The sequence below is a fragment of the Sphingobium sp. CFD-2 genome (genome assembly GCF_024611135.1).
Classification (GTDB): Bacteria; Pseudomonadota; Alphaproteobacteria; order Sphingomonadales; family Sphingomonadaceae; genus Sphingobium; species Sphingobium fuliginis.
Genome location: NZ_CP084405.1, coordinates 1,478,040 through 1,491,731 on the forward strand (window position 1 = coordinate 1,478,040; position 13,692 = coordinate 1,491,731).

General features: G+C 64.2%; 10 protein-coding genes. 2 read left to right on the forward strand and 8 right to left on the reverse strand.

The annotated features are described in order from the left end of the window. Window positions 1–21 precede the first annotated feature (21 nt). Together LDB29_RS07145 and phaR are read right to left on the reverse strand one after the other, a co-directional pair. On the reverse strand, window positions 22–1,548 hold the full coding sequence (locus LDB29_RS07145; protein ID WP_025550865.1) for an aminoacyl--tRNA ligase-related protein: 1,527 nt from the start codon (window positions 1,546–1,548) through the stop codon (window positions 22–24). 209 nt (window positions 1,549–1,757) lie between these two features. Further along, complete coding sequence (gene phaR, locus LDB29_RS07150; RefSeq protein ID WP_025550863.1) at window positions 1,758–2,354, reverse strand: polyhydroxyalkanoate synthesis repressor PhaR; 597 nt, start codon at window positions 2,352–2,354, stop codon at window positions 1,758–1,760. Between phaR and LDB29_RS07155 the strand changes: the two genes are divergently transcribed. Further along, window positions 2,353–3,441, forward strand: coding sequence for an alpha/beta hydrolase (locus LDB29_RS07155; protein WP_025550861.1), 1,089 nt, complete (start codon window positions 2,353–2,355; stop codon window positions 3,439–3,441). The genes phaR and LDB29_RS07155 overlap by 2 nt on opposite strands. A 50-nt stretch (window positions 3,442–3,491) precedes the next feature. Next, window positions 3,492–4,664, forward strand: a complete 1,173-nt coding sequence (locus LDB29_RS07160) for an acetyl-CoA C-acetyltransferase (protein ID WP_025550859.1) — start codon at window positions 3,492–3,494, stop codon at window positions 4,662–4,664. 59 nt (window positions 4,665–4,723) lie between these two features. Here LDB29_RS07160 and alr read toward each other — a convergent pair whose 3' ends face one another. From alr to scpA, 6 genes are all read right to left on the reverse strand, one after another. Next, window positions 4,724–5,770, reverse strand: coding sequence for an alanine racemase (alr, locus tag LDB29_RS07165; protein ID WP_099185982.1), 1,047 nt, complete (start codon window positions 5,768–5,770; stop codon window positions 4,724–4,726). 40 nt (window positions 5,771–5,810) lie between these two features. Further along, complete coding sequence (locus tag LDB29_RS07170; protein ID WP_099185776.1) at window positions 5,811–7,403, reverse strand: MFS transporter; 1,593 nt, start codon at window positions 7,401–7,403, stop codon at window positions 5,811–5,813. Between the two features lie 247 nt (window positions 7,404–7,650). Then, entirely contained in the window at window positions 7,651–8,022 is a 372-nt protein-coding gene (locus tag LDB29_RS07175) for a tRNA-binding protein (RefSeq protein WP_099185775.1), read from the reverse strand. A 277-nt stretch (window positions 8,023–8,299) separates the two neighbouring features. Beyond that, window positions 8,300–10,300 carry an acetyl/propionyl/methylcrotonyl-CoA carboxylase subunit alpha gene (locus LDB29_RS07180; protein ID WP_099185774.1) on the reverse strand — a complete coding sequence of 667 codons (2,001 nt, stop codon included), beginning with the start codon at window positions 10,298–10,300 and terminating at the stop codon, window positions 8,300–8,302. 228 nt (window positions 10,301–10,528) lie between these two features. Further along, on the reverse strand, window positions 10,529–11,527 hold the full coding sequence (gene bioB / locus LDB29_RS07185; protein ID WP_025547353.1) for a biotin synthase BioB: 999 nt from the start codon (window positions 11,525–11,527) through the stop codon (window positions 10,529–10,531). Further along, window positions 11,527–13,692, reverse strand: coding sequence for a methylmalonyl-CoA mutase (gene scpA, locus LDB29_RS07190; RefSeq protein ID WP_061934215.1), 2,166 nt, complete (start codon window positions 13,690–13,692; stop codon window positions 11,527–11,529). Before scpA ends, bioB begins: the two co-directional genes overlap by 1 nt.

Consider the following 13,692-nt stretch of genomic DNA (forward strand, 5'->3'; position numbering starts at 1 on the left):
ACTCCACCTACTGATTAAAAGTCAGTAGCTCCGCCCCACCAGCACACGCTCCACCGCCTTCTCGCCGGTGAACACGCACAGCCCATCCGCCGCTTCCGCATCGGATGGAATATTGCGCAACGTCAGCTTCTCACCCTTCAACCACTCAACCACCTTGTCGAGCGCAGCCCCAGTCGGCTTGGCCCACTGCACCAGCGCCCAGCCCGGCTTCTTGCTCGCGCCGAAATAAGCCTTCAGCCCATCCAGCGACGTCACCGACCTGTCGATATTCCCCAGCAGCCGCGCCTGCGCATCCGCAAACAAAGCCTGCTGAATATCCTCCAGCATACCCGTAGCCGCGCCAAGGAAGTCCGCCTTCGCCACAATCTGGCTATCGAGCTTCCCGTCCTCACGATAAAGCCGATCACGCCGGATTACGGACACATTGCCCCCGGCCACGTCGCGCCCGCCGACTTCGATCACGACCGGCGCCCCCTTCTTGACCCAGCCCCAGCGCTTGTTCGCCGCCTTGGCCGGCCGCCGGTCCAGCAAGGCGCGCACCGGCTCCCGGAACACATCCTGCCTGTTCAGCTCCGCCACCAGCTCGCCGCAATAATCCAGGATTGCCGCATCCTCATCCGTATCGCGCAGCATCGGCACGACGACCACCTGATAAGGCGCGACCCGCGGCGGCACGCGCAGCCCGTCATCATCGCCATGCACCATGATCAGCCCGCCGATCATCCGCGTCGACACGCCCCAACTGGTCGTCTGGGCCAGTTCCTGCTGCCCCTCGGCATTCTGGAACTTGATATTCTGCGCCGAAGAGAAGGTCGTGCCCAGGAAATGCGATGTGCCTGCCTGCAACGCCTTGCCATCCTGCATCATCGCCTCGATGGAATAGGTCGCGACGGCCCCCGGAAAGCGCTCATTCTCGGGCTTCTCACCCGCGATCACCGGCAGCGCCACGCACTCCTCGGCAAAGCCGCGATAGACTTCCAGCATCTTGAGCGTCTCTTCCATCGCCTCATCGACGCTGGCGTGAGCAGTATGCCCCTCCTGCCAGAGAAATTCCGCCGTGCGCAGAAACATCCGCGTGCGCATTTCCCAACGCACGACATTCGCCCACTGGTTGATCAGCACCGGCAGGTCGCGCCAGCTCTGCACCCAGCGGGAGAAGGCCGCGCCGATCACCGTCTCCGACGTCGGACGAACCACCAACGGCTCCTCCAGCTTCGCTTCGGGATCGGGGATCATCTTCCCGTCCTTCTGGATCAGCCGGTGATGCGTGACGACCGCCATCTCCTTGGCAAAGCCGTCGACATGCTCCGCCTCCTTCTCGAAATAGGAAAGCGGAATGAACAGCGGGAAATAGCAATTCTCATGGCCGGTCGCCTTGATGCGCTCGTCCAGCAGCTTCTGCATCCGTTCCCAGATGCCGTAACCCCATGGACGGATGACCATGCACCCGCGCACACCGCTTTCCTCGGCCATGTCGGCTTCGGAAATGACGGCCTGATACCAGGCGGCGAAATCCTGTTCGCGGGTAACGGAAAGGGCATGCTTCACGGGATCGACCTTAAAATTCGAGTGGATGGCGCGCCATAGGCCAAGCGCGCCGCCCCTGTCGACCCCAAAGGGCCGTCGCCCCAATGAGCAACCAGCCCAAGTAAAGGGCGAACATCGACAATATCGTCATCCCAGCGAAAGCTGGGATCTCGTAAGGCCAGGCTGTGTCGTACCGCCTGAGATCCCAGCTTACGCTGGGATGACGGAAATCAGGAAAGCTTGTCGATCTTCGCGTTGAGCGCGGCAAGCTGGGCCTTGAGTTCCGCGATCTCATCGTCCTTCGCCTCTTCGGCAGCGGACGGCGTGGGCGAAGATGTCGGCGCCGCCATGCCAGCTATTCCGGGCATCCCCGGCATCCCCGTGCCAAAGGCGCTCGCCGCCGCCTCGAACATCTGCATGTTGCGCTTGGCGATCTCGGCCAGCGGGCCGCCGCCGAAGGCACCCTTCATGGCTTCCTGGAACTGCTGCTGGTTCTTGCGAAAGGCGTCCATCGACGCTTCCAGATATTGCGGCACCATGGACTGCATGGAATCGCCGTACATGGCGATCAACTGACGCAGGAAGTTGACGGGCAGCATGTTCTTGCCCCGCTGCTCCTCCTCCATGATGATTTGGGTCAGGACATTATGCGTGATGTCCTCTCCGGTCTTCGCATCGACGACGACGAACTCGCGCCCCTCACGAGTCATCTGCGACAAAAGATCCAGCGTGATGTAGCTCGACGTTTCTGTGTTATAGAGCCGCCTGTTAGCGTACTTCTTGATGACGACCGGTTCGGATTCGTTCGCGGTCTTAGATTTGGCCATGGATACCTCTCCCACACCTGCATTTTCCGCATTAGCACAAGGGAATGCCGCGCCGCAACATGGGCCGCGGCCCCTGCCTCTTTTTCTCAATATTTTATGGCGCGAGACGCAGGATGATCCCGAACTGCGCAAACGGGCGTTCCAGGGTTTGCGGAAATATCAGGAGGCTATTCGCCCCGCCCCGCCCCCCGCCGTTCCCGTCGTGGCTCGCGAAGGCAGCGCCAGGCTGCTTCGATATGGGACGGAAAACGGCCGTCATCCCGTGGTTTTCGTGCCTTCGCTGATCAACCCGCCGCAAGTGCTGGACCTGTCCGGCAGCCGGTCCATGCTGCGCCACATGCGCGCAGCAGGACATGACGCCTATCTGGTCGACTGGGGCACACCCGCGGCGGACGACGGCACGCTGGGGCTCGACCGGCATGTGACAGACCGCCTGCTGCCGATGCTGGCCGCCCTGCCCCGGCCACCCATATTGGTGGGATATTGCCTCGGCGGAAATCTGGCCATCGGCGCTGCGGCGCTGCAACCCGCAAGGGCGTTGGCGACGATTGCCGCGCCCTGGAACTTCGACGGGTTCCCTGCGGCAGACCGGGAACAGATCGGCGCGCTCTGGCGCAGTTCCAGGCCCATGTGCCAACGGTTGGATTATGTCCCGATGGAGGTGCTGCAATCGGGCTTCTGGGCGATGGACCCCGCCCGGACGATTCGCAAATATGCGGCCTTTGCCGGCATGGAGCCGGGTTCCGACGAAGAGCATGCCTTTCTAGCGGTCGAGGATTGGGCCAATGGCGGCCCACCGCTCAGCTATGCTGCGGGGCGTGACCTTTTCGAACAATTCTATGCCGCAAATGCGAGCGGACGGGGGGAATGGCATATCGACGGACGAACGGTCGATCCCCGCCGGCTGACTTGTCCAACGCTTTCAATCCGTTCCGCAGCGGACCGCATCGTTCCCGCCGCCGCCGCCCCGAAAATGGGCGAGAACACGACCTTGAGCCTTGGCCATGTCGGCATGATCGTGGGCGGCAACGGACGGGCGATGCTGTGGGAGCCTTTGTCCCAATGGCTTTCCAGTCATGGCGGATGATGATATGTGCGCCTGCGAAAACAATCACCCCGGAACTGAGGATCAAGGCTTTGTCAGACATCGTCATCACCGCTGCCAAGCGTACCGCCGTCGGCAGCTTCATGGGCGCCTTCGGGTCGACCCCCGCGCATGAGCTGGGCCGCACCGCCATCGTCGCCGCTCTCGCCCAGGCCGGCGTCGCGCCGGAGGAAGTGGACGAAGTCATATTGGGCCAGGTCCTGACCGCGGCGCAGGGCCAGAACCCCGCCCGTCAGGCCGCCGTCAACGCCGGCATTCCGGTGGAGCGCACCGCCATCGGCCTCAACCAGCTTTGCGGCTCTGGCCTGCGCGCGGTCGCTCTGGCGGCTCAGGCGATCCGCGCGGGCGACGCCCGCATCATGGTCGCGGGCGGTCAGGAAAGCATGTCGATGGCGCCCCATGCGCAATATCTGCGCGGCGGCGCGAAGATGGGGCCGATTTCCTTCATCGACACGATGACGCATGATGGCCTGACCGACGCCTTCAACAATTATCACATGGGCATCACGGCGGAAAATCTGGCCGAGAAGTACCAGATCAGCCGCGAGGCGCAGGATGAATTCGCCGTCGGCAGCCAGAACAAGGCCGAAGCCGCCCGCGCATCGGGCCGCTTCAAGGACGAGATCGTTCCCGTGACGATCAAGGGCCGCAAGGGCGACACCGTCGTCGACGCCGACGAATATATCCGCGCCGGCGCCACGCTGGAGGCGATGCAGGGCCTGCGTCCGGCCTTCAAGAAGGACGGCACCGTCACCGCCGCCAATGCCAGCGGCATCAACGACGGCGCCGCCGCCCTCGTGCTGATGAGCGCCGATGAAGCCGCCAGGCGCAACGCGACCGTGCTGGCGCGCATCGCCGGCTTCGCGACCTGCGGCGTCGATCCCTCGATCATGGGCATCGGCCCGGCTCCGGCGAGCCGTCAGGCGCTGGCCAAGGCGGGCTGGTCGCTGGCCGATCTGGACCTGATCGAAGCCAATGAAGCCTTCGCCGCGCAGGCGCTGGCCGTCGGTCAGGAACTGGGTTGGGACCCGTCAAAGGTCAATGTGAACGGCGGCGCGATCGCCATCGGCCATCCGATCGGCGCTTCGGGCGCCCGCGTCCTCACCACCCTGCTCTACGAAATGCAGAAGCGCGACGCCAAGAAGGGCCTCGCGACCCTCTGCATCGGCGGCGGCATGGGCGTCGCCATGTGCGTCGAGCGCTAAGCCGGCGGTAAAGCAACGAAGGGCCGCCGATCCCAATCCGGATCGGCGGCCTTCTGCTGTCAGCGCCAGATACGGTCGAAACGCGCGCCCAGCCCCGTCAGCAACTCATATTGCGACAGCCCGGAAACCGCCGCCGCCTCCGCCAGCGCATAGTCGACGCCCAGCCAATCCCCCTCCGCGACCTCGGGCACACCCGACACATCGACGGCGGTCAAATCCATCGAGACCCGTCCCACCACCGGCAGGTGCCTGTCCCCGACAGTCATGGACCCCCGCCCTGAAAAGCCGCGCAAATAACCGTCGGCATAGCCCAGATTCACCACGGCGATCTCCATGTCCGCCGCTGCGCGATGGGTCGCGTTATAACCGATCGTGTCGCCAGCCCGGACGCGGCGGCGTTGCAGCACCTGCGCCTCCGGAAAGACGACCTGCCCGATCCGCCCCGCCGCTTTGGTGCGCGGCACGCCGCCGTAAAGCGCGATCCCCGGCCGCGTCATGTCGAAGGCATAGGCCGCGCCCAAGCAAATCCCCGCGCTGTTCGCCAGGCTGTAACGCGCCGCCCTGACTGCGCCCCGCAGCGCCGAAAACCGTTCCAACTGCACCTGGCTCAGCGGCACATCCTCATCGGCGGAAGCCAGATGGCTGAGCAATGTCGCCACCTCCAGCCCCGCGACCTGCGCCGAAACATCGCCCCGCCAATCCAGCCCCAGGCGGTTCATGCCGGTATCGACCATGACGTCGCAAAGCCCGCCGCCCGCCTCCTTCCAGCGCGCAATCTGCCCTTCCGTGCACAGCACCGGCCTTGCGCGGGAGGCGAGCGCCACCGCCATGTCCTCCTCCCGCACGCCATGCAGCACGGAAAGCGACACGCCCTCGCCGATCAAAGGCTCCAGCGCCATCGCCTCGGCCCAGTTGGACACGAAGAAATCCCGGCACCCCGCATCCAGCAAGCGCCGCATCACCTCCGCGCTGCCCAGCCCATAGCCATTGGCCTTGATCGCCGCCCCGCATGCCGCCGCGCCGCCCTGCCGCTTCAACCAGCGCCAGTTGGCGAGCAAAGCGCCTCCATCCAGACGCAGGCGCAAAGGTGCGGAAAAATCAGCCATCGCCTGTCCGATAGCGCTCCGCGACGCAAGCGTCGAGGGATCAGGCATCCATCGCGGCCCCGCGCGTCTCCGGCAGGGCGACGATGCAGGTCAGCAGCGCGACCGCCACCACCGCGATGGTGTACCACAGCCCCGCATAGGGATCGCCCGTCCGCGCCACGATATATTGGCTGACCAGCGGCAGGAATCCGCCGAAATAACCGGTCCCGATATGATAGGGGATCGACAGCGAGCTATAGCGGATCCGCGCTGGGAAATATTCCGACAGCAGCGCCGCGACGGGACCATAGGTCGCCCCCGACAGCGTCCAGAGCAGCAGCAGCGCCAGGAACAGCAGCAAGGCGCGCGGCCAGTCCGGAGTGACGGGGGCCGATTCATATCCCGCCGCATGCAGCGCCGCATCCAGCCCTTCCGCGCTCAAGTCCGCGACCGCCACGGAACCGACGCTGACCGAAGGCGTCGCCGCCTCCCGCTTTTCATAGGCGATGCCGCGCTTGGAAAAATGGTCGAGCAGCTTGCCGCAGACGGTCGGCTGCACCTTGGCGAAGGGATCGAAGCTGCAATCGGGGCCGCTGACGATCACCGGCGCGCGCTCCGCCGCCCGGTAGAGGGCCGGGTTCGCCACGCTCCCCATGAACTGATAGAGCGGCATGAGCAGCAACAACACCAGCGCATAGCCGATGACGATGGGCTTCTTCCGCCCCACCCGGTCGGACAGCCAGCCGAAGAAGATGAAGGCCGCCACGCCCGCAAAGGCGCTGCCGCCCACCAGCAACTGCGCGATGCCCGGCGCAACATGCAGGCCGTTCTGCAGGAAATAGAGCGCCTGGAACATCACCGTATAAGCGATGACGGTGAAGCCCGCCGCGATGCCGATCATCGCCACCAGCATCCGCCGCTTGTTGCCGGGATAGGTGAACGCCTCCTTCAGCGGATTGCGCGATTGCTCGCCCGCCGCCTTCATCGCCGCGAAGATCGGGCTTTCGCGCAGCATCAGCCGCATCCAGAGCGAAATCGCCAGCAACGCCAGCGAGAAGATGAAGGGCAGGCGCCAGCCCCAATCGTCCCACACCGCCTTGCCGACGATCCATTGCGTGCCGACCACGACGATCAGCGACAGGATGAAGCCGCCGATCACCCCCGCCTGGATGAAGCTGGTGAAGAAACCCCTCCGCCCCGGCGGCGCATGTTCCGCGACATAGATCGCCGCTCCGCCATATTCCCCGCCCAGCGCCAGTCCCTGCGCGATCCGCAGCAGGATCAGGATGACCGGCGCGGCGACGCCGATGCTCGCGGCGGACGGGGTCAGCCCGACGCCCGCCGTCGCCGCTCCCATCAGCACGATGGTCGCCAGAAAGGTATATTTGCGCCCCAGCCTGTCGCCCAGATAGCCGAACAACGCCGCGCCGAGCGGCCTGAACCCGAAACCGATGGCGAAGCCTGCCAGCGAATAGAGGAGTTCCACGGTCGGATTGTCCGTCGGGAAGAATGTACGACCGATGATCGGGGCGAGGACGCCGTAGATGTAGAAGTCATACCATTCGAACAATGTGCCGAGCGCCGAAGCGGTGATGACCAGCCGGTCACGCTTCGCATCCATCACATAGTCGGTGCCGACCGCACTTCCACCCATTCCGCCCCCGCTTGCCTGACTGATTGTTCGCCTACGTTCTAATGAAGTGCCGAACTCCGGCAAGCGCGACGTGCGAATGGACGCGATATGCGTGGGAAGCGGACACCCGCTTTATCCCTCTCCCTCAAGGGAGAGGGCTGCGCAGACTTGGCAGCTTGCTGCCTTAGTCGTAGCTGGGTGAGGGGGTTGCGATCCAGGGGATCGCGCGGAACGCAGGCCCGCTCCCCTTCATCCAGACCCGCTCCCTTCAAAACAGCCGCGCCCCATTCGGCACTGCCCGATCCGGCGCAAACAGCACCACGGCCCCGGCCTCATCGGCAAAGCCAAGCGTCAGCACCTCGGACAGGAACTTCCCGATCTGCCGCGGCGGAAAATTGACGACGGCCGCAACCTGTCGGCCCGGCAGGTCCTCCACCGCATAATGTTCCGTGATCTGCGCGCTCGATCTCTTCTGGCCGATGCCCTGACCGAAATCGATCACCAGCTTATAGGCTGGCTTGCGCGCCTCCGGATATGGCTCCGCCGAAAGGATCGTGCCGACGCGAATGTCGACCTTCAGAAAATCGTCGAAACCGATGATGTCGGCGGCGGCCGAAGCGGAATCATGATTCAGATGCATGGCGGCATGCTAGAGCGTTTTCCAAGCAGATGGAATCATCTGCTGAATCGGAAAACGCGACAAAACAAAAACTTGGAGCAGTCGAGCCGATGCAATCGGATCGGAATCTGCTCCAGAGCGATTTCCAGGCGATCGGAACCGACCGCCGGTCCAGAATCACGGAAAAACAAGGAATCTGGAACGGCGATCCGATTCAATTTCAAAGCAGCCCGCTCAAGAACCGGTCCCATGGCAAGGTCGGGAAGGCCGTTCCCCCGACCTCGCCCCAGGCAAGCGCTTATTCCAGTTCCAGAATGATCGCGTCGACCGGCAGGCTTTCCCCTTGCGCGGCGGACACGCTCTTCACCACGCCCGCCTTCTGCGCCCGCAAGATATTCTCCATCTTCATCGCCTCGATCACGGCCAGCGGCTGGCCGATCTCGACCTTGTCGCCTTCCTTCACATTCAGCGCCACCAGCAGGCCCGGCATCGGGCAGATCAGGAAGCGCGACAGGTCTGGCGGAATCTTCTCGATCATATGCCTGGCATGCACCGCCGCATGGGCGGGCAGGATGCGCAGCTTGTGGCTGGCGCCATGGGCGGTCAGCACGAAGCCCGAACGCACCGGCGCGATCTTCACCGCCAGTTGCTCCTCACCGAACTCCGCCTCGATCAGCCGATCGCCGGGCGTATATTCCAGCGCCAGTTCGATGGCTTCGCCATCCACCGTGACGTCATCGCCATTGATCACGACATCATGGACCGCATCGCCGACCTTCACCTGCCAGTCGGTCGGCGGAGCGAGGCGCTTGCCAAGCTGCCCGTCGATGCGGCGCGCCCGGTCCGCCTGCGCCATGGCTGCAAAGGCGCCGATGGCCGACAGACGCTTCAGCAGCGTCTCCGAAGCCGGCGCGCCGGTGAAGCCCTCCGGATATTCCTCCGCGATGAAGCCGGTGGTGATGTTGCCCGAACGGAAGCGCTCATGCTGCATCAGCGCGGAAACGAAATCGATATTATGCCCCGGCCCCTCGATCTCGAACTGGTCGAGCGCCGCGATCTGCTTGTCTATGGCTTCCAGACGGGTCGGCGCCCAGGTGATCAGCTTGGCGATCATCGGGTCGTAGAACATGCTGACCTCGCCGCCCTCGACCACGCCGTCATCGACACGCACCAGCGCCCCCGTTTCATCCGCGCCGGTTTCGGGCGGATTGTAACGGATCAGGCGGCCCGTGGAGGGCAGGAAGCCGCGATAGGGGTCCTCGGCATAGACGCGGTTCTCGATCGCCCAGCCGTTGATCTTCACATCTTCCTGGGCGAAGCCCAGTTCCTCGCCATTGGCGACGCGGATCATCTGCTCGACCAGATCGAGGCCAGTGATCTCTTCCGTAACCGGATGCTCCACCTGCAGACGGGTGTTCATCTCCAGGAAGTAGAAACCGTCGCCCGTCTTGTCCGCGCCCGACACGATCAACTCGACCGTGCCCGCGCTGAAATAGCCGACCGCCCGCGCCAGGGCGACGCACTGCTCGCCCATCTTCCTGCGCATTTCGGGAGACACGAAGGGCGACGGCGCTTCCTCCACCACCTTCTGGTGGCGGCGCTGGATCGAACATTCACGCTCATTGAGATAGACGATGTTGCCGTGCTGATCGCCCAATATCTGGATTTCGATATGGCGCGGGCTTTCGATGAACTTCTCGATGAACACGCGGTCATCGCCGAAGCTGTTCAGCCCCTCGCGCTTGGTCGCCTCGAAGCCTTCGCGAACGTCCTGCTCGGAATAGGCAAGGCGCATCCCCTTGCCGCCGCCGCCGGCCGATGCCTTCATCATCACCGGATAGCCGATCTCGTTCGAGATGCGGACGGCATGTTCGGTATCCTCGATCACGCCGACATAGCCGGGGACCACATTGACGCCGGCCGCCTTGGCGAGCTTCTTCGATTCGATCTTGTCGCCCATGGCGGCGATCGCGTTGGCCGGGGGACCGACGAAGACGATGCCCGCTTCGTCCAGCGCCTTGCGGAAGCTCTCCCGCTCGGAGAGAAAGCCATAACCCGGATGAACCGCGTCGGCGCCGGTCGCCCTGCACGCCTCGATGATCTTGTCGGCCAGCAGATAGGACTGGGCGGCAGGCGGCGGGCCCAGATGCACGGCCTCGTCCGCCATCAGCACATGGGGGCTGCGCGCATCCGCGTCGGAATAGACCGCAACGGTCTTGATGCCCATCTTCCGCGCGGTGCGGATGACGCGGCACGCAATTTCGCCACGGTTCGCGATCAGGATCTTGGTGATTGCCATTATCTATCCTTGCCCCAGTCCTTATTCAGTTCCTCTCACCCCGTTCGGGCTGAGCTTGTCGAAGCCCCCTCCTTCCCTTTCGAAGAGAAGTGCAGCCCTTCGACAAGCTCAGGGCGAACGGAGGTGGTGGTTGATGCTAATCGCCGTGCATGAAGGCGCCCGACGAGAACAAACCCCAGAAGATCACGGCCAGCACAACGACGATCACCGCCATCATTCGGCCGAATTTCACTCAGCCGCCTCCAGATGCCCATGCGGCTGAGCCATCATCGGCGTCAGCCCGAGCTTCCCGAGCAACGCGCTATCCTTGTCGTCCCCGGCATTGGCCGCGGTCAGCAGCTTGTCGCCGGTGAAGATGCTGTTCGCCCCCGCCATGAAGCAGAGCGCCTGACAGGCCTCGCTCATGCTCTCGCGCCCGGCGGAAAGCCGCACCATCGACTGCGGCATGACGATCCGCGCCACGGCGACCGTGCGGACGAACTCCACCTCGTCGATCTTCGCGAGCGGCGTGTCCTTCAGCATATCGCCCAGCACCGTGCCCTCGACCGGCACCAGCGCATTGATCGGCACGCTTTCGGGATGCGGCATGGTGGCGAGCGCATGCAGGAAACCGATGCGATCCGATCGCGTCTCCCCCATGCCGACGATTCCGCCGCAGCACACATTGATGCCCGCGTCCCGGACATTTTCCAGCGTCTCGATCCGGTCCGCGAAGGTCCGGGTGGTGATGACGTTGGCGTAATTTTCCGGCGAGGTGTCGATATTGTGGTTGTAATAATCCAGCCCCGCATCGGCCAACTGCTTGGCCTGACCAGCCGACAGCATGCCCAGCGTCATGCAGGTTTCCATGCCCATCTGGCGAACGCCCTTCACCATTTCGATGAGCTTGGGCATGTCCCGTTCCTTGGGATTGCGCCACGCCGCGCCCATGCAGAAACGGCCCGAACCATGGTCCTTCGCCTGCGCCGCCGCCTGAAGCACCGCCTGCACGTCCATCAGCTTGGTGGCCTTGAGGCCGCTTTCCGCCTCGGTCGACTGGCTGCAATAGCCGCAATCCTCCGGACAGCCGCCGGTCTTGATCGACAGCAGGGTCGAAAGCTGCACCTCATTGCGCGGGAAGTTCGCACGATGGATCGACTGCGCCTCGAACATCAGGTCGTTGAAGGGCAGGTCGAACAGCGCGGCAATCTCGTCGCGGGTCCAGTCAGTGCGAGGCGTCTTAGTCATTATGCGGCTTCCTCCAGCCCCGCCGGGGGCATGTTGTGGCCGAGGAGGCGCAGCACATCGGCGGCGCATTCCACGACGTTGGAGCCCGGTCCATAAATCCCTTGGACGCCTGCGTCACGGAGGAAGTCGTAATCCTGCGGCGGAATGACCCCACCCGCCACCACCTTGACGTCGTTGCGGCCCTGTTCCCGAAGCTGCCTGATGAGTTCGGGAATAAGCGTCTTGTGCCCGGCGGCCAGCGACGAGGCGCCGACCACGTCCGCGCCGCTGTCGAGCGCCAGCACCACCGTTTCCTCCGGCGTCTGGAACAGCGGGCCCGACACGATGTCGAAACCCATGTCCCCGAACGCGGACGCGATCACGTTGGCGCCCCGGTCGTGGCCGTCCTGCCCCATCTTGGCGATAAGGATCTTCGGCTTGCGACCGAGGCGCCGCTCGACGGCCTGCACCCCGTCAAGAACCTGTTGCCAGCGGGCATCCCGTGCATAGGGCTTGGAATAGACGCCCTTCACCGGCGTCGGCACCGTGCCGTATCGGTTGAAGCTGTCCTCCATGGCGGAGGAGATTTCGCCCAGCGTGGCGCGGGCGCGCGCCGCTTCGACCGCATGGGCGAGAAGGTTGTTCTCGATCGACTGCTCGCCCGCTGCCGCCCGGCGCAGCGCATCCAGCGCGGCCTGACAGGCGGCCTCGTCACGCTCCGCCTTCACCTTGTTGATGCGGGCGATCTGCGCTTCACGGACCTTGCTGTTGTCGACTTCCAGCGTCTCGAGCAGGTCCTCGTTCGCCAAGCGATATTTGTTCACGCCGACGATCACGTCCTCGCCCCGGTCGACCCGCGCCTGACGGGCGGCGGCGGCGGTCTCGATCATCGCCTTGGGCCAGCCGGCGGCCACCGCCTTGGCCATGCCGCCTTCGGCCTCGACGCGGTCGATGATCTCCTGCGCGGCGTCGACCAGTTGCTGGGTCAGCGCCTCGATATAATAGCTGCCGCCCAGCGGATCGACGACATTGCACATGCCCGTCTCTTCCTGGATGACGATCTGCGTGTTGCGCGCGATACGGGCGGAGAAATCGGTCGGGAGCGCGATTGCCTCGTCCAGCGCATTGGTGTGCAGCGACTGCGTGCCGCCCAGCATCGCCGCCATCGCCTCGATGGTGGTGCGCATGACATTGTTATAGGGGTCCTGCTCGGTCAGCGACACGCCCGACGTCTGGCAATGGGTGCGCAGCATCTTGGAGCGTTCGTCCTTCGCGCCGAGCTTCGTCATCACCCGATGCCAGAGCACGCGGGCAGCGCGCAGCTTGGCGATCTCCATGAAGAAGTTCATGCCGATGGCGAAGAAGAAGCTCAAACGCCCGGCGAACTTGTCGATGTCTAGGCCGCTCGCCACGCCATAGCGCACATATTCCGCGCCGTCCGCGATGGTGAAGGCCAGTTCCTGCACCTGCGTCGCCCCGGCTTCCTGCATATGATAGCCGGAGATGGAGATGCTGTTGAACTTGGGCATCTCCCGGCTGGTATAGCCGAAAATGTCGCTGATGATCCGCATCGAGGGTTCGGGCGGGTAGATATAGGTGTTGCGGACCATGAACTCCTTCAGAATGTCGTTCTGGATGGTCCCGTCGAGCAGCCTGCGCTCAACCCCCTGCTCTTCGCCCGCGACGATGAAGAAGGCCAGGATCGGGATCACCGCGCCGTTCATGGTCATGGAAACCGACATCTGGTCGAGCGGAATGCCGTCGAACAGGATCTTCATGTCCTCGATCGTGTCGATCGCCACGCCCGCCTTGCCGACGTCGCCCACGACACGCGGATGGTCGCTGTCATAGCCGCGATGGGTGGCGAGGTCGAAAGCGACGCTCAGCCCCTTCTGTCCCGCCGCCAGATTGCGGCGATAGAAAGCGTTGGATTCCTCCGCGGTCGAAAAGCCCGCATATTGCCGGATGGTCCAGGGACGCCCCGCATACATGGACGCGCGCACGCCCCGCGTGAACGGCGCGAAGCCGGGCAGGCCCGGATCGCCAACTTTATCCGGGGTGACATCCTCCGCCGTGTAGAGCGGCTTGACCGTGATCCCTTCCGGGGTTTCCCAGTTCAGGTCCTTGCCCTTCACCTCCTTGGCGGCGGCGGCGGCCCACTGGTCCAGCGTCGGCTTCTCTGTCAT